Raw genomic sequence first — 25,651 nt, 5'->3', positions numbered from 1 at the left:
AAGCCAATGCAATCTGCTTTGGTCTTCCATCTGGTCCGGGCAATGAAAAGGCACAGGCTTGCAATACTCCCGCGCAGGTTTGAGCCACGCTCTCTATCTCGCCAAGATTAATTCTGATCCCTTTGATCTTGATCTGGTTATCAATCCGTCCAAGGATTTCTATCTCTCCACTCGGGAGGTAACGGCCTAAGTCACCTGTTCGATACATTCGGCGTCCAGTCCGAGGGTGGCTAACAAATGCAGGCTTAGTGAGTTCTGGCTGTCCGAAGTATCCACGAACTAATGATATGTCACTTTCTACCAGCAATTCACCGGGCACCCAATCTGGACGATCAATCCAACCTTCGGTGAGGATGTGATATTTGGAATTCCTCTCCTGTGTTACGTTGACCGCGTTTCGTACAGCGATCTGTGTCGCTGGTCTGAGGTCGAGCCAAGTACGTTTCCAAATCTCAGGATCATCTGCAAGCTGTTGAAGCAACCCACAGAATGAACCAAACATTGCCTCAACCACATCAGGACGAATAACTCCAGTGAGGTAATCCCATTTGAAATACAGCGTGCCCTCTGACTCTCGAACTTGGACATCAAGCGTCACTTGCGGAGACTGTGAGCCCCCAAATACTTCACGACCAAGCTGTGAAACATCATGTCGACCTAGATGCCCGAGAAGACTGGTCAAAACGATTGGCATCAATGGCTCACGCCCAATACGGCGAATCCGAGATAGCTCACGCAAAACCTCAACCCCAGTAAAAAGTCGATGGTCAAGTGCCTGCCAAATCGCATCCTGTAACCGCCGACCACGAGCTTGGAGCGTATCGTCAGTAGCAGTTTCGTAGGGTACAAGCAATATATTTGTGAAATCTCCAACCACTAAATCAATGTCATCGCTGACTGGCTTCCGATCTGAGATGGGGAAATTTAAGGTGAAATGATCTTCTTCGCTCCAGCAACGCAACACTTCACACAAGACCAAGGCTACAACCCCTGAGGGAGAGATTCTTCGTTCTTGAGCTTGGGCTTTGAGTTGGTCCCAAGATACTTTCCCAAGTGTACCCTCAAATCTATCGAACCTTACTGACGCTGCAGACTTCTCTAGTTCTAGTTGCGGTAACTTTGGAGCAGCTGGCAAATCATGAATTTTATTTAACCAGTACTCACGATGAGCACGGTATTGTGCAGTCTGTTTTACTTTAGACCGATATGCGACATAGTCTTGGAATGTAGTCTGAATCCTCGGTAATTGTGGCTTTTCTTTCATATACAGGTCAATCAAATCGGGGATAATTACTTGAAAGATCGACCATGCATCGGCGATTAGCAAGTCAATGCAGAAATGAATTCTGCTTGACTCTGCACTAATCCGGCTTACAACAAATTGAAATAGAGGCCAATTCGCTGTTTCAATTTCATCATTTGCCATACGGAAACGTATCTTGTTAATCTCATTATTAATTTCAATCGGTGAAAATTCACTTAGATCTATGAACTTAACTGCTTGCTTGCCATCAACTGTTCCAATTCTTTGGTAGCCTTTATCATCAATTGTCATTCGAAGCGTTGGGTGGCGATCGACTAGCATGCCTATGGCATGAACAAACCGGTCAAGATCAAGATCCTTCACCTCCCACTCGAAGTACCCTTGACAACCGACATCGCCATATTTGAAATCAGAACCACGACCTATCCATAAAGCCTGTTGGTATTCACTCAGCTCAAAGGGCTCTAATTGTTGATCAGCAGACAGGTTTTCAAATACTGGAAAATCGGCAATAGGTGAGAAATTAGCTAGACGTATGAGGTTTGAAAACACCGGGTTTTCAAGAAAGGAACTCATCTCAATGTGGATTCCATACTTGTAAGTCAATTCCCCCATCATACGCATAGCTCGCAAAGAATCTCCGCCAGATTGAAAAAAATCAGACTCAAGAGTTGCCTCATCACATCTAGTCCAAGTCAACCAGCAGTCACGCAAAGCAATCTCGGTTTTCGTAGTCGGGGAAAAAGGTGTGTCTGTTGTATCTTGGATGGCTGTATAGGCACGTAACGCAGTATAGTCCACCTTGCCATTGTGTCCAAGAGGCAACTCTATCGTAGTAATCCGGCTAGGTTGAGCAGCAGGATGTAATTGTTCCCTAAGATACTTACGAACCGCATCCTTGACATCATTAGTATTAGGAGCCTGTTCAAGGAAAAGTTCTAGTATTGCCCCAGCACTATCGGTGAAACAAATGGCGGCAGCCTTTGCCACACCTGGAACTTTGAGTGCAGTGATCTCTACTTCAGCTAAGTCAACCCTATGCCCGCGAATCTTCACAAGTGCGTCTGACCGACCGAAAATCTCGACGGTTCCATCCAAACCCATTCGTGCTCGGTCTCCGGTAATATATTGCAACGTTGATGTGGCGTCGAGTGTGTTTGGACGGAAAGATCTCTGAGTCTGATTGTAATCTAAGTAACCCATCGACAGCGTTTCACCAGTGATAACTAGTTCCCCAACACAACATGCTGGTAACTCTTGTCCGTCACCATCAACCACATACATATTTGCACCAGACACCGCACGGCCCACTGTTGGTAGCAACGTGCGCCTCGGACCAGATAGATCCTCAATTGAGACAACAGCAGCTTCTGCAGATCCATAGACGTTAAGCACTCGGTATTTGGCGGTCGGCCACTGCTTGCATCGCTCACCCGCGATTAGCATAGTGTGTAAATCAGTATGGATTTCACTCGCCCAGAGCGCTTCAGCAATTGATGTCATAACCAATGTGTGCGTAACTTTGTTCTCGTTGAACCAGTGTGCCAGCTTCTGAACATCCTGCAAGATAACAGATGAGGGAATACAGACCGTTCCGCCGGCACATAGCACGGGTAGCGGATCCACTTCAATCATCCCGTATCCCGGTGATGACAGCCATGAGCCTCTAGTAGTTTCTCCTAACTTAGCAGCGTCAATGATAGCGTCAACTGTAGTGCTCATCCCACTATAGGACAGACAGACTGCCTTGGGTTTTCCGGTAGTTCCAGAGGTTCCAGCGATGAAGCAGACTTCATTGTCAGTTTTAATCCACTCATCACGTTCCCAATTTATCCCTGTTTGTTGCATTATTCCTTTGTCAAAATCGAGTACGGGATAGAGCACTAGACTACGTGCCCTATCTGTCGCTGTGCCAACAGAAATTAAGGCGTCAGGCCTGCATTCGTCTAGGAAATCTCGCAATCGATCATCGGGGTGTGTTAAATCGATCAGCACACAGGTGCCACCCATACGTTGAACTGCGATTATGGAGACTAGGTGTTTCCAACCTCGTTCCATGAAAAGGGCAAGTCTGGGATATGCCTGATTGGTAGTTACTTGTTCGCGCACCTGTTGCACCACTCTTTCAGATGCTTTCCAAAGTTCGGCATAGGTCAGTGTTTGACCACTCGAATCATCTATGATCGCCAAATCCGATGGTTTCTTTTGCTTGTGCCCAAAGATGTGTTCGATCATCGACTTCCGCTGATGCAGTTTATATTTAGGGCGTGTAGGTAGGGTGTCAACTGCAGGGACCACTTTATGATTGAAGGCACTCTCACATGCAAAGGCCGTGACTTTGCATAAATGCGCAAACATGTTCGGCTCGATATAGCTCCCTCTTACGGATAACACACACCGACCATCCTGAACGAACAACCATATCGGTGACTCTTCAGATGAGGTAATCTTCCCGTTCGTCACCTCAATGTCTACATGGACCATCTCATTATGTCTTGATCGTTCTGTGGTCTGGCGCAGGTCAGTAATGAATGTGCGTGCGTTGCCCGCATCACGTAGCTTCGTCGTGTCGACCTCAAGGTAAGTTGCTGATCCACCAGTAGTTATCCCAACGATTACCTGACCTGCTGGAATGAGTAACATGCCCAGAGTTGCAGCGACGACAATAAGGTCGTCAATGGATGCAATAAGTCCATCGGGTAAAAAAATCTCCTCTTCGAATCGCATAGTCTCTGTTAACTGGCTGGGGGCGTAGTGTCCGAATGCGTCCAAAATTGTCCGATTAATAATTGGAATCCCTCCTTCAGCCCATTCGCCCATTTTTTTAAACTATTAATTGATGCCTTTCATTTTATAAATGAAGCTTTAGAAAATAATCTTTAAAAGAAAATTTTTTATGATTATCATATGTTTTTCGACTTTACTCATTGCCCGACATGTCTGTCAGGGCTGGGCCATGAGGAGCGCTCAGGTGCTGGTAATGCTTTACGATCCAGTTTTCCATGAGAGGTTGTCGGTAACTTCGCAAGCCACACAATCGAAGCTGGTACCATCCACTCAGGTAGCTTTATTCTGAGATGCTCCTTCAGCTGAAGAGGCGAGACGTCGATGGTGTGATTTCTCATCACCACGTAAGCAATCAATCGCTTATCACCGCCGTCTTCGCGACATACCACTACACACTGATCAACATCTGCATGAGTGGCAAGCGTCATTTCGATTTCTCCGAGATCAATTCGATGCCCACGAAATTTTATCTGATGATCCTTTCGACCAATATACGCCAATTGACCATCAGGCAGGTAACGTACAAGATCACCCGTTCGGTACATTCGTGTATTTGTATGGTCACCGAAACGATTCGGCAGAAAGCGCTCCGCTGTCAAATCCGGTCGATTGATGTAGCCACGTGCTAATCCGTTTCCTGCGACATACAGCTCGCCAATCACACCGATAGGTGCCATCTGCTGATACTCATCAAGTATGTAAAGTTGACGATTTGCGATAGGTCGTCCTATCGTTACAAGTTCTTCGCATCCCCTCTTAATCATTGATACAGTTGTATAGGTGGTATCTTCAGATAAGCCATATGCATTCCATATCTTTTCGAGCTTTGTGCTACTAAACATTCTCTTTGTCATCTGATGAGATAGAGGCTCTCCCGCTAATAGTGCTGCTCTCGTATTAGTCGAAACCCAGCCTAATTCAGCGAGAGTACGAAGAGCCGAGGGTACCGTACTTATCAGCGATACTTCTGTAACCGCTTGAGTGTCCCGAAGTTTTAGAATATCGTCTACTAGGATCACAGTGCCACCCCAACTTAGCGGTGCATACAACTCAAAAATCGACATATCAAAGCAGATCGACGACGAAGCTAGTACACCAGACAGTGTATCAAGACCAAATTCATCTCTTGCCCAGTACATGAGCTCGATCACACTTCGATGTTCAATCACAGCAGCTTTCGGAAAACCAGTCGATCCTGATGTATAGACAAGATATGCCACATGGTTTGATGTTGTCTGACACTCTAAGTTGTTACGCTCGAAGGTGCCAATAATCGTCCACTCAACATCCAATGTAATCATTTGCTTATCTCCGAAAGAAATCTGCTCGCTAATGATGGTGTCGGTTAGTATCATTTCCACCTGTGCATCATCCAACATAAAATGAAGTCGATCGTTCGGATACTTTGGATCGAGTGGAACATAGCCTCCACCTGCTTTAAGAACGCCTAATAATGCTATTAACATCAGATTGCTACGCTCCATGCAGATGCCGACAAGCACTTCGGGACCGATCCCAAGTTTTCGCAAATAACGCGCAAGCTGATTACTGCGTTCATTCAATTGCTGATAGGTGAGCTGCTCATTTTTGTTGATGCTTGCTACTTTCTCAGGTGTTCTCTGAGCCTGCTCCTCGAAGAGTTGTGACAGATTGTTCTTCAAGTCGAACTCCCGAACCGTATCGTTCCACTCTGACATCAGCCGTTCATTCTCATCAGAGAGCAAGTAAGAGCTAGTGTGAATACTTGCTTGGTCTCTGCCGATTTCTTGAATTACACGAGAATAATAGCCGCCAAAAGCAATGACCTGATCCTTGGTTACAAGATCGTCACGATACTCTATCACACACTTCAGATCGTTAATCTCGTGTATGTTCGAACCTGAATTGAATCGTACGATAAGCGAATGGTTATCGTAGCTGTCTTGAGCGATAACCGATTCGTCATTATTAATGAGCAAGTAGCTCGTATCAGCATGTTCGGTGTAAGAGAAATGAACATCGAAGAGCTTCTTAGCATCATTCAACTCTGTGAGTGAAAGCTTCTGAAGTTCGTGTAGCATACCGAACGACTCATGAACTCTTAAAGCAATATCATTCCATGAATCCTCTGCACCCAATGTAAGCGCATACGGTAAAACTCGAACAACATTTCTGATGTCTGCCTGCTGATTGTCTGATGAGTAACGTCCGTCCCTGCAAATACCAGTTGTAATCATCACTTGACCACTTAACAGACTAACCACTTTACAATGTGCTACGAATAACAACGTCTCAAGTGACATGCCGCTCTTTCCTACTGCGTCTATCAGAGCATCGCGAGTTTCAGATGTGATGGTTATTTCTACGTTTCGAATTGTACCGCTTGTATGTGCAATTAACTTATCAAAATTGTTCAACACTAGGGTTTCACTCATCTGGTAACGATTTTCGTCCCAAAATGTCCGAGCTTTTTCAGATATTGTCATAAAAATAATCTCCTACTCCAGACTAGTGTTTAAAATGTCACAAAGTTCATCCACCTGTTGAATGTGTAATGTGTACGGAAATGCGATTCGTAGCCAAGGTGTCTCTGGATCAATGGATAACATCAATAGATACACGGAGTGCTGTTCTAAATATTCACCTAGTTCTTCCATTCGCCATCTCCAGCGATATCCTGATTTAGGTCGTACTGCTATGAATGAGGTCATTTCCATCCCAGTGCTGTTTCCAATAATAGATAATCGTGAATGCATGCGCTCGATGAAGTGATCACGAGAGCGTATGGAGTGTGCATTCCAGTTTTCCAAACCAACTCTGTATATGGCTCTAAGACTACTTACGAGACTTGCGAAGATGCGCGCATTTGCAGTGGTGGCAGGAAAAGAATGGCTCCATGTATCATAGGAAACCTCGTCATCACATACTTGACCAGGCGTAATAATGATACCGCATGGCTCAGGCGACAACAGCCATTTGTGAACACTTATTACATATGCATTACATTTATGAATATCCAAATCAGAAATATAATTGCCTGCAGCATGAGCACCATCCAGTATGACATGTAATGATGAATCATCAATAACACGTAAACGACTAGTAATCTCCTCTGTTCGAATAGCTAGCCCAGTAGCATAGCTGACCACACTTAGAATGAGCGCAGTCGGTCCACCGCTGTTCTGCAACTTGTCTTTAATCATAGAAACAAGTTTTTGTTCCTGTTCATCACGCGATAATAGATAATCGGCTGCTTCAAATTGCAACTGACATACATCAGCTTTAATTAGGTTAGCTAGCCATCGTGCAACAGCCAGCGCAGACGGATGTTCATACGGTGACAATATGATACGAGACAATCCTTTAATTCTACACAACGCAATTTCCAAACCTCTACACATGTTTGGAACAAACTCAATCGTACAATGGTCACGATCAGCGGGAGAAATAAGCATACTACGAATTCGTTCACGACACTCCAGCACAAGTGATAATAGAAACTTGCTGCATTCGTCGCTTCCAGGTGTGTAATGTGAATATCGACGCATTATCTCATTTGCACAATCAGCAATCTCGCCTTGTTGTGGCGCAACCGCAAGCTTCCAAAAGTTCAGAGATTTTCTTTGCTCACTTTCGAGCGAGGTCGCTTCTGCAATACCGCCGAACCACGCTCTAGGTGAATAAACAATTTCCCCATTATGCGAGATAAATTTGTTAGATATCATTGTGTTCTCCTGTATTTAAGATAATGAGAATAGTGAAACTATTATCCATTTTCTATCTCATAGTATTAATTCTGCGTCCATACTGAGAAAGTTACCAATTTTCTGTACTTCGATGTTCATTTCGTTCTGAAAGGGTTCAACTATCTCTCGTGATGCATTTATATTTACTTCTATCCGACGCTGATACTTCTTCATCTCCCACGAACCGACAATGTATCCGTCTATTACAATCGCAGGTCTCAGAAGTCCGCCACCTCGATATACATCCTTTGCTGCATCTGCTGACAGAATTAACTCACGATCTTGATACCCTAACAGATAGGTATCATATGCTGGCACGAGATGCACAGTAGAATCTACAATCTTAGATTCGTTAGCATGAACTTGCTTCTCAAGCACAGACAATCTTTTATCAGCGATTTTCACTTCGATCATCTCGTGAGATATGCTCTCCCACCCCAGGCGCAACGACTTCATTGGCAGGCCCGACCAGTTCGCCAAATCCGCCAAGCTGGCAGGTCCATAAGCTTCAAGATAGCGTCTCGCAAGTTTAGCAAAGGCCTCATCCTTAGAAATGGGCTTAGGCACAACGCTCAGCCAGTTCTCTACCAGCACATAGGTTGGCTCTCCATCCCGGTCAGGACCAAAGCATATCAAACCTTCGAGAGCGGCACGTCGCAGAAGATGATAGGATGCCTGGCCCTTAAGTTCGATGCCTTGTGTCATAAGAAAATCGATCACTTCTTCGCGTATGAGTGGTTCGTTCTGTGCGAGTACCGGATAAAGTTTATCTATGCTCTTTCTATACAACTTTTCGTTTAGTTCCAGTTCTTCATAACGTCGCTTACTTTTCTGAATAAATGCCACCCCATGAAGGTCAATGAGAAAGTGAAAGTCCTCTGCTGCAAGAAGTTGCAATGTCCCTCGCATGCACCAAGTACGCACGATCGTTCTCTCATCAATCAGTGTCTGCTTCAAATCGGTAGATGTTAAATTGTTCATTCGCACGCGAAGAGCGAGTGCCGCGTCAGATGAATATTGTGCCTGTACGCCACAAATCGTCTGTAGTAGTTGTGCAATATTGGGAATTCCCGACTTCGTATCTCTCAATAAATGCTGGGCACGTAGCCGTAGACGTCGTATTTCTTGTTCCGAAAGCTCTATCGTTCTCAACAATTACATTCCCTTCGTATTTGCACCTTATTTAGTTGAATTTGCTCATTAAACCGTTTGTCAGTCTAATCCTTTTCATTAGAGCAATCAACGGATACTTTTCTTATGTTTTTTGGTGTAGAGGCACATGTATCCTAAGCCTCTATTCTCAAGTCAGCAACGACACGATCTAGCTCATTATTGCCTACTTCAGCAAACATTTCAGCAATCGCGTCGAGGTGTTCGGCATTGTCTCCTCGCTTCATATAATGACAAATCGCTTCAACACTTGGTTTAGTAAAAAGTGCCGATAGAGGCATATTTACGCCTAACATCTCCTCGATACGATTATTCAGACGCGTTGCGCTTATTGAATCACCTCCCAAATCGAAAAAGTTGTCGAGCACACCGACTCGGTTCAAATGAAGCACATCTGCCATTAGTGATGCAACAATGGCTTCTAAATTTGTTCGAGGAGCGACATATTCCGCGATCAGTTCGCTGCTTGTATACTCTTTCGCCATCTCCATTAATTGTAGTCGATCAATCTTCCCATTGATACTGAGCGGCAACGTGTCAAGTATTACGATGTGTGATGGAATCATATGATTTGGTAGTTTCATCTCAAGCGCTGTCTTCAGTTCATTTGGTTCAAGTGCTTGTTCGGCTTCAGATTTTGCTACCGCAAACGCTACGATCCATTTGTGTTCGGATGGACCCTCCACAACAACCGCAGTTGCTGAACGAACCCCTTTCAGCATCTCAAGATTGACCTCTATCTCGGATAGCTCTATCCGTTGCCCATTTATTTTCACTTGAAAATCGTTACGACCAAGAATCTCAATGTTTCCGTCTGGCAGATATCGCCCAACATCACCTGTAGCGTATATTCGTTCGCCAGTTGATGGCAACGTGATAAAACGCTGATCACTTAGAGATTCATTACGCCAATAGCCCTGAGCTAGACCAATTTCGCTCCCGTCATACATATCCCCTGCTACCCATGTTGGCTGATTAGCAAGATGCTTATCTAATATGAAGTAGCGATGATTTGTAGTTGGGCGTCCGTAAGGAATACTAGCCCATTTGGAATTCACGATTTCGACCGGATAACTAATAGACCATACGATGGTTTCTGTAGGTCCTCCAGCACTAACAATATTCACCACAGGAGCTACGTTCCTTAAACGATCCGGCAGTGACATAGGAATGAAATCTCCTGAAAGTATTACCTGCCGAAGCGTTTTCATTTGTAGCTCATTTCTACCCTCAATATACGATACCAATATGTCCATGAACGCTGGAACCGAGTTCCAAAACGTCACATCCCATGCTGAGATCAATTCCACCCAATGTGCTGGTTCTGGATTGGGAGAGGAATCAGGAACGACATTACCTATACCCAGACCAACTGCAAACACATCAAAGACAGAAGCATCATGCTGCAGAGATGAAATCGCGAATGCCCGATCTCCTTTTCTCAGACTGCATCGTTTCTCAATATCAAACAGCATGTTAACCACGCCACGATGCGCGACCATTACACCTTTCGGCATACCAGTAGACCCTGATGTGTATATAACATATGCTAGATCATCCAGCGTTTGGATACTTTCCAAAGGACTGTCATCAACTCCATCGAAGTCGTGATCAACACAGAATCGTTGCAATCCTTCGGGCCACTCGAGCCGCTGATTTACTGCTGATTGTGTGAGTACGATTGACACTTCACCTTGCTTCAGCAGAAATTCTAATCGCTCTTGCGGTACATTTGGATCGATTGGAAGATACGCTGCCCCGGAAGCGAGCACGCCGTATACCGCCGCATATTGCTCCCACCCCTTCTCCATTACGATCGCAACCAGCTCATTTGGCTTTGCACCGTTCTCTCGCAGCTTTCGACCGATCCCATTAGCACGATGACTAAGCTCGGAATAAGTAAGTTGTTTCGAACTAGTAATCACCGCCAATGTGTTTGGCTCAATTTGTGCGACTTGCGCAAGCATTTCGTGAAGTAGAATTTCGGGCACAGCTGCATCAGTTGCATTGATTTCATCGCGTTGCTTGATCTGCCACTCAGGAAGCATCTCGAAGTTTTTTTTGCCCCAGCTCTCATTATGAGCAAGTTCGTTCAATGTCGTGCAATAAACTTCGAACATATCATCGATCATTCCCTTTGGAAAGTGGGCGTCTAGCGAATCCCAGTTGAAACGCAGCTCTCCTTCAAACTCAGAAATTTGAAAGTCCAGAAGCACTTGCGGTGTCTGAGTGATAACATGTACCTCACGGCCGAAGTTTGCCATCTCATATCGTGTTGGATGACCTAACAAGCTTGTAATGACGATAGGCGCCATTGCTCTTACGCCCTTCTGTAACCGCATTAACTCACGCAAAACGCGCACACCACTAAACTTGCGATGTTCGAGATCCTTAACCACCTGTTCCTGTATCGACTTGGCACGTTCGGCAAATGTACCATCACTTTTTTCGATAGCCACGAGCAGATTGTTGGTGAAGTCCCCAAGGACCTTGTTAATCTGAGGATGAACAGGTTTGCGGTCATAAATAGGGAAATTGATGATGAACTCGTCACATCCGCTCCATTTCCTTATTACTTCGGCAAAGACAGCCACCATGATGACTGATGGCGTCACTCCCAATCGTTTACCCTGTGCCTTGATTTCAGACCACACTTTCTCACTAACTACATGTCCACGCGATTTGAATTTGATTTCTGTGTTCGGGTCTAATGTCGATACCTGCGGAAGAGTGGCAGCTGGCGGTAGTGTCGGTAGCCGTTTCATCCAGTAATCTTTCGCCAATTTATACTCTTCTGAATTCTCAAGTACGGAATCAACCTTTGTTATATAGTCTCTAAAAGTAACCTCAATATCTGGGAACTCATGATCTGGATTATTGTAAAACGCGATCAACTCCGGCAGAATGATTTGAAAGTAGCTCCAGGCATCCATAATCAGAAGATCGATACTGGTGAACATGCGATAGCAATTATCCTCAAGAAGAGCTACATTCACCTCAAATAATGGCCACTTGTCTGCAGGCAGCACTTGATGAGACATGCGTTCGCGAATTTCGCTTAATTTATCTTCAACGATATCCGCTGATTCCTCCCTTAGATCAATAACTTGAATTTGAAAAGGAGGAACATCGCGAAGAATTTGCTGTCTATCATCTGAATGAAAGACGGCTCTCAACATATCATGTCTTTCGATGAGTCGTCTCCATGCCTTCTCGTATGCTTTTACATCCAAATGATTAGATTCGTGTTCAAAGTACGCGTGACATCCCACATCACCGTACTCCACAACACTGCCGCGTCCGATCAGTAAAGCCTGTTGCATGTCGCTAAGTGGGAATGGTTCGAATCGTTCTTGCTCATCGTGCTTCAATATGTCAAACTTCATAAACAATTTCCTCCTCTTAACTTTCAATAAAATAAGGAAGTATCCGGTGGTCAACCAGGCACATGCCAAACTGACTAACATTATTGAAGTTGACACTACAAGTACCGATAGATGTGTTAGTCAAGTACATATCCATTTTAATAATAATAGTGAGGTAATATTTTCATTCACAGCTTAGATTCATGCTTCATCTGTGTTATTATTTGTGCCAACTCTGAGAGCACGCTAGTACGCAACATAAGTTCAAAATTCATGTAGATTCCCATATCACGTTCGATCATAAAGTGCATCTTCGCTACAAGCAGTGAGTGTCCGCCTAGCGCAAAAAAGTCATCTGTAACACTGATTCTTCCCACTGGGAGCAACTCCCCCCATAGTCTTACGAGGTAAGACTCGATAGCATTGCATGGCTTAACGTAGGCAGATTCCTGCTTGAAGAATTTATCGTACAAATCCAATTGTTCACTTAGCGGAGTATTCTTGTCGATCGAATCGACTATAATCAACTCTGCTGGTACTGGCACCTCAGACGATACCTCATGCAGTTGCCGCCGTAACAAAGAGAATGCTATAGTTTCACTCACAGGAACCAGTAACGCAACCAATCGTTCACTTGAGTCGCTTCCAACCTGAAACACTTGAGCTTCGCGCACTTCATCAAAATCTTCTAATGCAGAGACGATATGTTGAAACGGCAATATCTCACTGCTTGCTATAACCTTCCCACTGTCATCGTTCATGTTATTCTCCAATTTAATATTATATTTTGTTAAATCATTTTTTTGCGTTTACCTGCGCAAAGTCAGCATCAATAATTGGAAGTAATGTGTTCGACTCGTTCTGCACTGCGAAGTGATCTCCATCTACGAGGTACTCCGTCACATCGCTATAAGCACGCCAGCCCTGCAACTCCGCAAATGGCATGCCTTGATCATTTCGCCACGCGAAGGTCGTGATCGGACAGGATATTACGCTCGGTGAAGGTTGATAACGATCACACATTGCGAGATCATTGCGAAGAAGCTGGATGGTGTGTGGCAGAAGTATTGCCGACAACTTCGGATCACTAAGTGCCAAATTAGTGTTCTGCAAGTTACTCGCTAACTCTTCATCCGACAGAGCCAAATGTACAGGCCCACGATGACTCGAATGTGGTGCGCGCGATGCAGAGACGTAGAGATGTTCAGGCATTCGAACATTTTGTTGCTTAAGCTTTAAAGTAAGATCATGTACCAATAGTGCCCCCATGCAATGCCCAAATAGAGCATACGGGCGATCAAGAAAGGGAAGAAGTGCAGGAAGCAGATCGTTTGTTAAGTCTTCTATATCCTTATATGGTAATTCACCAGCTCTGTTCTCACGTCCAGGAAGTTGCACTGGACATACCTCGAATTTTCCTGAAAATATCGGCCAAAGACGATATGCCGAAGCGCCAATTCCAGCGAACGAGAAACAAAATAATCTTGCCTCAACATGAGGATTGGGTTGTCGAAGTAACCAGTTTGTCGACTTTGCCATCAGCATTGCCGTTCCTTCGGTAGATCTGATTCACTAAATCGATTTTTTTTCATATTCTGTGATATCTGCTGATCAGTATCTTCGATACTATATGCCGTCTCTTGCTGCAAGGAAGCCGGTTCTATCTTCTCATGCTGCTCAATCAAAGCGATAACTTCAGCCTCGGATAACTGTTCAACGCGATCGAGCAGAGATCGTACATACTCTTGATCTGATAGTTTAATTGTCAATTGTTCGATTACATTAGCAAGCGAACAAACAGTTGTATTTTCTAAAAAATGCTTTAGCGTCAAATCAATATCGAATTGTTCACGGAACTGCGCCACCATCTGTGCTGCCATAACCGAGTGTCCTCCTATAGCAAAGAATTCGTCAGTTCTTTGTATATGATCGAAGCCGAGTGCGATTGACCACGCCTTCGCTATCTCGGTTTCTATAGTGGTCATTTCTGCTTTAGCAGATTCATAAGTAAAATTTGTCGATTGTTTTATGTTTACACTGTCGCCCGATGTGTGATTGACTTTTGTTATCTTTTTATAAATCATCGGACAAAGCTCAGACAGTCGTAATTCGGGTTGCTGAGCGATCGCCTCGACAATTTGCACAAAATCGTTGCAAAAAGCCTCCGCAGTTTCCTTCCGGAAAAGATCGATGCAATAGTCAAATCGTCCCAATAGACCATTAGGATGTTCGTCAATAGCTAGTTCGAAATCGAATTTCACGGTCGACGTCGAAACACCATCCCAGCTTAAACCAAGATCAGTCGTCAGTTTTATATCTTTATCCAGTAGAGGAGTACTGCCATACAGAAACATCGTTTGACACAACGGCGGTCGACTAGGATCTCGCTCTGGAGCAAGCTCTTGAATCAGTTTACCGAACGGGAGATCCTGATGTGCAATGGCATCCAGTGTCACATTCCGAACTCGATTCATCAGCTCAATGAAAGTTGGATCACCCGACATATCTGTACGAATTACGATGATGTTTACGAAAGATCCGATTAGAGCTTCTAGTTCCGATTTCGTTCGTCCGGTAATTCCAGTGCCTAGTACACATTCTTCTTGTCCAGTACGACTTACGAGTAGTAACTGATATGCCGCAAGTAGTATGGTAAACGGTGTGACCTGAAAACGCTTGCTGAGGTTCGTTAACCTACTAGCTGTCTGTTGCGAAATAAAAAAACGACTTGTGCTCCCCCTCATACTCTGAATAGATGGCCTTGGAAAATCAGTTTCTACGGTTAACGGATCACAGCCTTTCAGCTGCTCTCTCCAGTAATTTAAGATACGATCATACGCCTCACCAGAGAGACTTTCGCGCTGCCAGACAGCAAAATCACCGAACTGAATGGGAAGCTCATCAAGATCAGGTTCCTCTCCTCGAGAAAAAGAGCCATATAGCGAGATTAACTCGCGAATGATTATCCCGAGCGACCATCCATCTGCGACTGCATGACTCCCGACCCAAAGTAGAACATGCTTATGCCGAGCCTTGTCAAGTTGTAAGAGATGCACGCGATAAAGCGGCCCCTCAGCAAGATTTAAAGAGGTCTGCATGAATTTTTTCGCAATCTCGGCAGCTGAATGATCAGGATCGCTCTCTTCACTTAAATCAGTCACAGATAGTTTCAAAGAACTTGCTGGTGCGATGACCTGAACAACCTTTCCAAGGCGAAGATGTAATGTCGTTCTTAACGATTCATGTCGTCGTTCAATCTCGTTAAGCGCCGCAGTTAGCGCCATCACATTAAGTGGCCCTTGTAAATTGAAACGAAACGGGACATTGTAAGTCGGCAAGTCAGGTGCGAGTTGTTCCAAATACCACATCTGCTCCTGCCAGAAAGAAGCGATTGGTTCCGGATTAACCACGCGCCGAAGCGTCGATTCTTCGCTAGAAAAAGTCGAGAAATCACGTGCCTTCTCAGTACGCAAACGAGCAAGAACTCGCGCGCGTTCCTGTGAGGAGAGATGACTAAGTGACTTTATAAAATTATCGATATTTGTTATATTGGCCATGCAGATACCTTCTTTCTATAAGTGGTCGGGTAGATTACAACGGATGTTCGGCAGCCAATAGATTAGCTATTTGTAAGGCTTCATGCTTGACGAAATAGTGATTTCCTTGCGAGATCTTTGAACTCCTAACGTCTAATGCAAAGAACTTCCAATCCAAAGCACGATCTTCCTGTGCGTTTGTTATGATGTCAGATTCGCCTAATAAACAATGAAGTGGAGCATTCAGCTTAATAAGTGGTTCTCGATAGCTTTTTTCGAAAAAATGTGCGTGCTCCAACATATCATGTCTTACTGCTGCGATAATTTCCTTCATCTCTACGCCATCGAGCGCGCCATCGAATCCACCTATCATCTTAAGATACATCTGTAACTCGTCGTCTGATGTAGAACTACCACGTTCCGTGGTGCCCGACGGATCGATATCAGGTAAGGCGGCACCTACATATACAGCGCGAACATCACGTCCACGCTCTTCCAATAAATGTGCGAGATAAACTGCTATGGACGATCCAGAACATTGACCATAAATTGCTATTGGACCTTCGATCTTCTTCATAATCTCGCGGCAACAGCCATCAGCTACATCTTCCCACGATGCAAACGCTTCACCAATTCGACCCGGATCATGCCCCGGCAGAGCAACTGACCAGAGTGCTATGTGTGATGGGATCCTATCGGCTAGCGATTGATAGACAGAAACATTCCCACCGCCATACGGGATGCACACCAACGAAATGGTGTTCTGACCTGATGTTGGCGTTAACTGATGCAACAACTCAACCTCATATAAACTTGAGTATTTCAAATAGTTCGCTAACATACGAACTGTGCGATGCTTAAATAGTTCTACAACAGGCAGTCCACCTTCGATGCTGCGCGAAAGTCGAATTGCAGAGAACGAATCGCCACCTATTTCGAAAAAATCGTCATCGATTCCAATATCATCAATCCCCAAAATTTGTTTCCACGAAGTTAAAATCCGAGCCTCGAGAGTGTCCGTCGGTTCCTGCCTTGTCGCTACGTTTGAGTGTGATGTAGTTTTGGTCAGAGCGAGTCGATCCACTTTCCCGTTTCTATTCTTTGGAAGACTGTCGATTTTTCGAAATGAAGAAGGGATCATATATATCGGTAAAATCTGCGTGAGATTCTTACGCAACTCTGTCCCTTTAACTTCTCTACCCGATATTGGTACATAATACGCCGTCAATGACGCGCCACGTTTATCATTGCTGCTTGCGACGACGACTGCTTCTTTGATGCCTTCACAAGAGCACAGTGCAGATTCAATATCACTCAAATCTACACGCAGCCCATGAACCTTCGCCTGAAAATCTATACGTCCAATAAGCTCAAGAACACCATCTCGATGCCACCTCGCAAGATCACCTGTTCTAAATAGACGCTCTGGTTGCTGATCTAACAAGGTACTCTCGACGAAGCGCTCAGAAGTGAGTTCTGGTAGTCCGATGTATCCACGTGCAAGGCCAATACCTCCGATGTACAGTTCTCCGGGAACTCCTATAGGAACTGGCTGCATCCAGCGATCAAGAACATAAACACGTTGATTTGCCATCGGCTTTCCGTACGGTATACTAGTCCAACTCTCGTCAGTCTTATCCACCGGATAGATTGTTGAATGAATGGATGCTTCTGTAGCACCGCCAAGAGCAATGACGCTCACATCAGGTGCATACACGCGTAAACGATCAGGCAATGACACCGGGATCCAGTCGCCGCCAAGCATTACCAAACGTAGTTTTGGGAGAAATATATGATTCGCTCGCTCCAGTTCCGCGACTAGTAGTTCAAGCAATGCTGGTGCTGAATTCCATATTGTCACTTCGTTTTTGATCAGCAAATTCAACCAGTGTGTAGGTTCTTTAAGCGAAGAAGATTCTGGAATTACCAGCGCCCCTCCCGCGATAAGTATGCCCAGCGTTTCATAGACAGACATATCGAAGCTGGGTGATGAAAGAAAGAGTACTCGATCATCGGGACCTACTGCGAATCGTTGATTTAAGTCGAGAATGTTATTAAGTACACCACCATGTCTAATTGCTATTGCTTTAGCTCTTCCGGTAGAGCCGGAACTGCAGATAACATAGGAAAGTGAATCGCTATTGGTAAGTTCATGTTGTTTATCGTTTGAAGGTGATTTTTCGTGTGTCTGTGCTAAAGCGAGGAGATTTAGGCTATCTGCCGGCTCGTCGGTTCTTTGAAGATTCATTTCGTCTCGGGCGAAATCATCTATGAATATCGTCCGAATAGATTCGTTAAGTATTACACCTGGCGCGTTCTTACGTCGACAGACAAGAATCTGAGAACCAACCTGTCTCATTGTATTAATAAGATGCTCATCAGTGTAATGTGCAGGATCAAGTGGTACATATGCACATCCAGATTTAAGTACAGCAAGAATCGATATGATAAATTCCGGTGATCGTTCCAGCAAGATAGCTATCAATGTTTCTGGTTTCGTACATACACCACGAATGTACGACGACAAGCTTTCTGCAGCTGCGTCAAGATCAGCATAACAATAGGTTTGATTACCAGTTATAATTGCTGTAGCATTGCTCTGCTTTTCTACTACGCTTGTAAATGTCTCATGCAGAGTTGTATTCGATAAGAGGTTCACCTCTGTGTCGTTCCATTTCACCAGTATTGTGTTTCTTTCCTTCTCACTCAATAAGGGTAACCTTGAAAAGGATGTCGCTGGATTACTCGCGATCGCTTCGAGAACATTCATAAAATGTTCGATCAATCGCTCGATCGTGTCTGGCTCGAAAAGATCCGTACTGTATTGCACATGACCGTGTATACCATCTGCGGATGGCCGAGTACTCAACAATATATCGAACTTCGTTGTTATAAAGCTTGGCTCCATCCAAGTAGCGTTGAGGTCATGAAATTCGGCAACCTCCGACGGTGTCTCATCCAACATGAACATCACAGAAACTAGAGGATTGCGGTCTGCCGATCGATGTGGATTAAGCGCCTGCACAAGTAGATCGAATGGGTACTCCGAATTAGCATATGCCTCTAGCGTGTTCGTACGCACACGTTGCAACAATTCACAAAAACTCGGATCATCGTTAAATTGCGTACGCAGAATGATCGTATTGACAAAAAAGCCTATTAATCCTTCGAGTTCTGCTCGATCTCGTCCCGTTATGGAGCATCCTAATGAGATATCAGTCTGACCAGTGTAACGTGCGAGTACAACTTTAAACGCGGCTAGCAGCACCATAAATAGTGATGCGTGCTCCTTTTTAGCGAGTTCTTGCAAACGTGATACTAACTCTTTTTTTAACTGAAAATGTTTCTGCTCACCAAGGTGCGATATAGTCGCAGGCCTTGGATGATCTGTCGGGAGATCGATAACGTGAAGATCTTGCAACTTATTTTTCCAAAAGTTAAGAAGCTCTACACCAATTGGACCTTTCAACCGCTCGCGCTGCCATAATGAGTAGTCGGCATATTGAATCGGCAACTCTAATAAACTTTGACTCTCTACTCCTAATCGCGCATTATAGACAGCCGCGAGTTCACGAAAGAGTACACCAATTGACCAATGATCATTGGCGATATGATGAATGTCTACCACCAAAACATGTTCCTCTGAATTTAGGCAAATGAGTATCGAACGCATAATGGGTCCTTGCCGCAGGTTAAACGGCGTTGTAGCGTCTTGCAATATTACCTGATCTATGGCATTTTGCTGCTCCGTCGGCTCTAAATTCGAGAAGTCAAAATGCTGCAACTGCAAAGGCATATCCTCATTAATGATCTGAATGGGACGACCATCATGCATATCATATATTGTCCGGAGCACCTCATGTCGTCTGACTACTGCACTTAGACTATCTGTTAGAGCTTGCTTGTCTAGTTGCCCTCGCAGCCTTAATGGCACAGGACACGTATAGGCTGGGTTCCCCGGATCTAGCTCGTCGATAAACCATAGCCTCTTCTGTGCATGCGACATAGAAATATTTCCAGATCGTATATATCGTGAAATTCGATTTATATTTGATTTACTCTTCGATAGTAAAGTATTGAAAAGTGCTTGTCGTTCTTCTGATAATTTTGATATACGTTCTGATATCTCACTCATAAACATCACCCACTCTCAAAGAGAACTATTAATCCAACAACTCTATATACTCATTTTTTGAATTCTAGCCTCCTCGTTTGTCATATCAAACGTAGTCCACTGCGGATATTGCGGAATTGGATAACGTCTGCAGAGCGCCATGACTTCAGACTGCACGTCATCGACGATAGAAGAGTCGAGTCTATATTCTGTGTCATCTATTGGCTCGACTTTAGAAAGCACCTTGTCAATAAGTGCCGCACAGTCTTTCATATTCGTAGCATCCATGCCCCGCAAAGCTAGCGTGTTAGTTCCAAATCGAATGCCACTCGTTATCAACGAGCCTCTTTTGTCATTTGGTATTTTGTTCTTGTTTACAATGATCCCACACTCTTCAAGTACGCGTTCGGCAATTGTGCCCGACAACCCGCGTTCACCGATATCTACTAGTACCATATGAATATCAGTTCCGCCAGTCAGTACACGATAGCCTAAAGCTGATAGCTCTTCTGCCAATACACGAGCGTTCGTTACAATGTTCCCTGCGAGCAGACGAAATTGTGGTGTATTGATCATAGCCAAGGCGCGTGCCTTGGCTGCTATCTCACTTAATATCGGTGTGCCTTGCATGCGCGGAAACACACCACGCTGAATGATATCGGCTAATGTTTCCGAACGCTCAGATATTCGAGTTTCCCAGTCGCGTCCACTCATTATTAGACCACCACGCGGACCAAATAGCTGCTTATAAGTACTAGTCGTAGTAAAGTGAGCATGATCAATTGGACTCGGATGAATTCCGCTAGCAACTAGTCCGGCGATATGCGATATATCAGCTAGAAGCAATGCCCCAACTTCGTCAGCAATACGCCGAAAACGTTCAAAGTCGATGATTCGAGGATAGGCACTCGCACCGCATATAATTAGACGAGGTTGATGTCGTTTTGCTAATTCGAATACATTATCGTAATCAATAAATCCTGATGCATCGAGCCCGTATGCGAATGACTCAAAGACCTGGCCAGAGAAAGATGCACGTGAACCATGCGTGAGATGTCCACCACTATCGAGGCCGAGACCGAGCACACGATCACCCGGCTTTAGTATGCTGAACATAACGATCTGATTAGCGCTCGATCCCGAGTGAGGTTGAACATTCACGTAGCGTGCATTAAAAGCTAACTTGGCGCGCTCGATTGCTATTTTCTCTACTTCATCTATATATTTGCAGCCACCGTGAAAACGTTGCCCAGGATAACCCTCTGTCGTGACATTAGTGAGCACCGTCCCTTCGCAGGCAAGAACTGAGGGGTTCGCGATGCTGGATGAAGCAATCATAGATAGCGTATTCACCTGACGTTGATACTCTAAGCTCAGTAAATTGAATAGGTCTGGGTCCTCGCTCGCTAATAGATGAACCCCATCACGCGCGAAATCTCCCATGAAATTTGCTGCATCTCTATCATCTCCCAATTTCATCAACCCTTTCATTCGCTAAGGATTAAACAGTAGCCCGCGTATAATACTAAACATTAACTTCCTGCTCAACTTCTCTAAGATTAGATGTCTTCCGCATCCGGCTGAAATGACGATTACCGAGCAAGAGACCTATAACCTGTAAAAAAGCACAAATAAAGAACACAACACCAAAACGCATGTCATTACGAGGCAGTTCCCCCACTTGTTCCGCCACCAAACCAAGAATAGCGACAGCGATCAACGGCCCGATCACAACCATCAACATTCGCACAGACATTAAAGCACCTATGATCGCACCCTGCTCTGTCGGCTTTGTTGTTTTTGACACGATCGCGAGCAATGCAGGTCCTGTTGCATACATGATTAATGTTACGAATATGACCGGAATCATCATCCAACCCTGAGGAACAAGACCATACAATGTGTATCCGATAATTGCCATGAATAAACCAATAAGTACTGTACGCTCCTCACCATAACGCTTCATTAGTACGCCCATCAGACCTCCCTGAACAATAGCTGTGGCAAGCCCAATACCGCACAAAGCTAAGCCATTCATGCTCGCACTCCAATCAAATCGGAAGGTTGTGTAGAGAACCCAAGTCTCCGCTACCATTGCGAATGCTAATTGAAAGAAAGCCCAGACAACTACCAGAGAACCGATTCCATGGCGACGCATCAATACCAAAGGAGCGGAAAACGGGTTAACGCGACTCATAGAGAACGATGAGCGTTTATTCGCAGGAAGCGACTCTGGCAGCATGAATAGACCGTATAGCCCATTAAGCAAGGCTAATCCTCCGACAACATAGAACGGTAAATGCATATCGATATTCGCCAAAAACCCACCTAATACTGGCCCCAAAATAAACCCCATTCCGAACGCTATACCAAATTGACCAAATGCCTTAGCACGGCCCTCGGGCGGTGTTATGTCGGCGGCATAGGAATTGGCAACCGTGTCAGTCGCTGCTGTGGCACCAGCTACGATGCGAGCAAGTAACAATAGCCATAGCGACGATACACTTCCAATTGCAAAGTTGCTAATTGCGAGACCAAAGATTGACAACAACAGAATTGGCCTACGTCCAAAGCGATCACTAAGCGCCCCTAGCAAAGGAGCAACGAGAAATTGCATTAATCCATAACTTACCACCAAAGCACCATACCAGAATGCCTGTAACTTCGGATCTGTCGTATGTGTACCAACCAGAATTGGCAATACCGGAATAATGATCCCCAAACATAACATATCAATAAACACCATAGTTAGAACGAAAGGCATTCCGGGCTTTCGTTTTGAAGAATTAGCAAATAAAGTCATATGTATACCTCCTTGTATAATCGTAATTGTAAAATCGTTTCGATCTTTTTCAAGCTGATCCGGACAGCATAAAGAGATGAAATGGATTTCCATTTAAATGACTTCCCTGTGTAGTCCTTGATGCTGGTATTTCATGATCCATTCGTGGAGCCCAGATTTGTCCACCACTATACTTTTATCTATTTTTCCCCATCATTCGACTCCTTCCAGATATCTTTTTACAGCTTATATGTTGTCTTGCGCCGTAAACTTAGCCATAAAAAAACTGCACCTCCAATTGTTAGCTTGTATCTAACAATTGCGGTGCAGTCCACCTCTAGGGTGGATTTCGAGCCCCTATCGAAATGATGACCAATTTAGTCGGGTAACAAAATAGACAGATGAGTCATCATCTGCCCCTAATTCTGTCACAAACCCTGCACATCCTTGTTTTCATCCAGAGCAATGCCGATGGCCATGTAAGCGACATTGTTGATACTGTGTCCCTTTTCTGGCGGATAGACTAAACTGATTTAGACTTTTGATGGTCTTATTTTTTCCCACTGTGAAATTCATTTTACAACTTTCACGTAAGTGAAGGTGAAAACTAATGCATACATGTAAATTATCGATGGTGTAGTCACTGCTCTTCTAATAATAAATTCACACAACACACTAGGGCGTGTCTGAAAACCCGCTCTGGATCATCTTTCACCGCCTTTCCGCCCCCTGCTTTGTCACTTTTGCTTGACGTACCCCGGTACACCTTCACAAAAGTCCTTGCATGGAACGAAAATTCGGCAAAATCTACTACCCTCGGAGTATTCAGACACGCCCTAGACCTCAAGAAAATTTGGATACATAGTAATTAGTTCGCTATTGCCATGCAAATTCATCCTATCAATACATATTCGACTACGTGTAGGAAAATAATCAATTTGATTTGTTTTATCGTAAAGCTTAAAAAAATAAATATATAATATTCTTTCTAAAAAGAAATAAATCAGTAATTCTTCATGCTTTAATACATTAGTGGTTGCTTTGACTGATTCAATTTCAATATTTGGAATTTTGAATTTGGATGCAAATACAAGCGGACCAATTTCAATACTGTTCTGATTTATATTTAAAAACAAAATATGCTCACTCTTCTCTATCCATAACTTATCTTGTTCATACCCTCTTATTTTTGTAATTACAATATCGTAATTTTTCTTACTATCATGATCTTCCTCGTTAGCGATGTTCATAAATGGAATTTCTGAAAGAAGTTTTGATATATGAGGTAAAGAGTTGTCTAGTGATAAATACACTTCACAAGTTTTCTTTTCTTTAATAATTTCTTCAACATAGTTTAAATACATTTCAAGTCGATCCACTGCGATAAAAGCTGGTAATAAAAACTCTGTATACTGTCTTATAAAAACAAACAGTGATGTTGTTCTATGATCAGAACAAAAAGTAAAACTAGACGGAAATGAGTCGATTAATAGATTCATCTCTGAAGACTCCATAGAATGATCCATATCTTTATTCTGACCAAAATACATGATTTGTTTAAACTTATCCAAATCAATCCCTTTATCAATAAATGTAACTAATGCATTATTCGAAATACAATTTTTTAAAATGATAATATCAGCTTCTTTTACGATTTGAAATCTGTGATTTAAATAGTACATTTTACACCTACCCCAATAAGAATGCATAAAGTACAGTCTGTTTTTCATTGATCATATTACTTAGCACCGTATCATAAAATCCCCCCAAAGGGACACTTTGAATACCTAAATATTGAGATACCAACTGTATATTTTGTCCAATGTGACCTGCTTCTTGTTGAACTAATTTGTAAGAAATATCATGATATTTTTTTGAGATAGACTGTATATCAATACTAAGAACAATAGAAAACTGTGTTGTATCAGTTAAATATTCCTGAATAAAAGCAGTTTTAACTTCTTCCCATGGCTGATATTTCTTTATCATTAAGTCACCAGTATCACAATTCAATTCTCCAATGTTACCGAATTCAACCATTTCTTGATGTACATTTTTTTCATTAAATAGAATATAAATTCTAATATAATATTGTGCTCCTCCTGAAGGATAAGTACGTCCTCTTCGATTACCACCTATAAAAGCCAAGTTGCAAAATTTTGAAATGAATTTTTGATTGATATTTTGTTTATTCTTAAACTGACTAACGCATGTTTTCCTTTCATATAATACTTTTTCAAAAGAATTATCTAAATCCAGTGAATAATCCAATTTGATCAAAGGATAATTATCGTTTGGAATCCGTTTTCTATTTTGATGCTGATACATCTGTGAAAATGCAAACTCAGGTTCATTCATAGAAACCACATGATAGTCTATAAATGTTTTCTTTATGTTCGGTGAGAATTCCCATTTGATCATCTTATATAACCATGCCTTTCGCTACGCTCAAGTCATCAAACGTAATGAAACCGCCTAGTGCTTTGAAGCTTATTTTTTGATAACATATTGAGTGGACAGATTCATTACAAATCACGAGATGTTAATCTTCAATTCCTAATCGGGATCGAACATATCTTTATATTTATATATACTCGATATTGAATATTATAAATAAAGAGTTTTGAGTGGTTTCTGTTCAATGATTTCTCCATGACGTAATCTATGGAGAGAAATGAACCGTGATTTCGCCACGATTGGTTATTATGTGCAAGCTTATCAGGCAGCTGGATTGGAAGGGTTACGTATGCAACATTATCCAGGAAGGCCAACACGACTAACGACTAACGACTAACGACTGAACAAGAGCAGGCACTTTACAAAACGATTGTCGAAAAAACACCCACTGATGTTGGTTTTCCAGCCAATATGAACTGGACATCCTTTTGTGCGCGATTGTATTAAGAAG

The 25,651-nt window shown here is 43.5% G+C and carries 13 protein-coding genes and 1 pseudogene; 1 reads left to right on the top strand and 13 read right to left on the bottom strand.

Features of this window, described 5'->3' with window-relative positions; all coding sequences use genetic code 11:
* Positions 1-463 precede the first annotated feature (463 nt).
* From I6N90_RS00875 to I6N90_RS00815, 13 genes and pseudogenes are all read right to left on the bottom strand, one after another.
* Positions 464-3,499, bottom strand: a pseudogene (locus tag I6N90_RS00875) (AMP-binding protein); the annotation flags it as partial.
* Positions 3,500-4,188: 689 nt separating this feature from the next.
* Positions 4,189-6,516, bottom strand: coding sequence for a non-ribosomal peptide synthetase (locus I6N90_RS00870; RefSeq protein ID WP_197933639.1), 2,328 nt, complete (start codon positions 6,514-6,516; stop codon positions 4,189-4,191).
* A gap of 12 nt (positions 6,517-6,528) precedes the next feature.
* Positions 6,529-7,755, bottom strand: a complete 1,227-nt coding sequence (locus I6N90_RS00865; protein WP_197933638.1) for an aminotransferase class V-fold PLP-dependent enzyme — start codon at positions 7,753-7,755, stop codon at positions 6,529-6,531.
* 57 nt (positions 7,756-7,812) lie between these two features.
* Positions 7,813-8,931 (bottom strand): winged helix DNA-binding domain-containing protein, encoded by a 1,119-nt coding sequence (locus I6N90_RS00860; RefSeq protein WP_197933637.1) that lies wholly within the window; start codon positions 8,929-8,931, stop codon positions 7,813-7,815.
* Positions 8,932-9,062: 131 nt separating this feature from the next.
* Entirely contained in the window at positions 9,063-12,332 is a 3,270-nt protein-coding gene (locus tag I6N90_RS00855; RefSeq protein WP_197933636.1) for a non-ribosomal peptide synthetase, read from the bottom strand.
* Positions 12,333-12,499: 167 nt separating this feature from the next.
* On the bottom strand, positions 12,500-13,072 hold the full coding sequence (locus tag I6N90_RS00850) for a phosphopantetheine-binding protein (protein WP_197933635.1): 573 nt from the start codon (positions 13,070-13,072) through the stop codon (positions 12,500-12,502).
* Positions 13,073-13,106: 34 nt separating this feature from the next.
* Positions 13,107-13,850, bottom strand: a complete 744-nt coding sequence (locus I6N90_RS00845; protein WP_197933634.1) for a thioesterase II family protein — start codon at positions 13,848-13,850, stop codon at positions 13,107-13,109.
* A complete protein-coding gene (locus tag I6N90_RS00840) occupies positions 13,850-15,868 on the bottom strand; it encodes a condensation domain-containing protein (RefSeq protein ID WP_197933633.1) in 2,019 nt (672 codons plus the stop codon). Before I6N90_RS00840 ends, I6N90_RS00845 begins: the two co-directional genes overlap by 1 nt.
* Before the next feature lie 34 nt (positions 15,869-15,902).
* A complete protein-coding gene (locus tag I6N90_RS00835) occupies positions 15,903-19,982 on the bottom strand; it encodes a non-ribosomal peptide synthetase (protein ID WP_197933632.1) in 4,080 nt (1,359 codons plus the stop codon).
* Positions 19,983-20,024: 42 nt separating this feature from the next.
* The gene (gene glyA / locus I6N90_RS00830) at positions 20,025-21,404 is read right to left on the bottom strand and encodes a serine hydroxymethyltransferase (RefSeq protein ID WP_197933631.1); all 1,380 of its coding nucleotides are present in this window, start codon (positions 21,402-21,404) and stop codon (positions 20,025-20,027) included.
* An 82-nt stretch (positions 21,405-21,486) separates the two neighbouring features.
* Positions 21,487-22,764, bottom strand: a complete 1,278-nt coding sequence (locus tag I6N90_RS00825; protein ID WP_197933630.1) for an MFS transporter — start codon at positions 22,762-22,764, stop codon at positions 21,487-21,489.
* Between the two features lie 815 nt (positions 22,765-23,579).
* Complete coding sequence (locus I6N90_RS00820) at positions 23,580-24,425, bottom strand: hypothetical protein (RefSeq protein ID WP_197933629.1); 846 nt, start codon at positions 24,423-24,425, stop codon at positions 23,580-23,582.
* A gap of 7 nt (positions 24,426-24,432) precedes the next feature.
* Positions 24,433-25,101, bottom strand: a complete 669-nt coding sequence (locus I6N90_RS00815) for a nitroreductase family protein (protein ID WP_232242464.1) — start codon at positions 25,099-25,101, stop codon at positions 24,433-24,435.
* Between the two features lie 316 nt (positions 25,102-25,417).
* Here I6N90_RS00815 and I6N90_RS25000 point away from each other — a divergent pair, with 316 nt between their 5' ends.
* On the top strand, positions 25,418-25,537 hold the full coding sequence (locus I6N90_RS25000) for a helix-turn-helix domain-containing protein (RefSeq protein ID WP_197933627.1): 120 nt from the start codon (positions 25,418-25,420) through the stop codon (positions 25,535-25,537).
* The last annotated feature ends 114 nt before the right edge of the window (positions 25,538-25,651 follow it).

Origin of the sequence: Paenibacillus sp. GSMTC-2017 (genome assembly GCF_016019935.1) — a bacterium.
Classification (GTDB): domain Bacteria; phylum Bacillota; class Bacilli; order Paenibacillales; family Paenibacillaceae; genus Pristimantibacillus.
The sequence above is the reverse complement of the archived record's forward strand: the minus strand, read 5'-3'. Positions and strand labels throughout refer to the sequence as shown.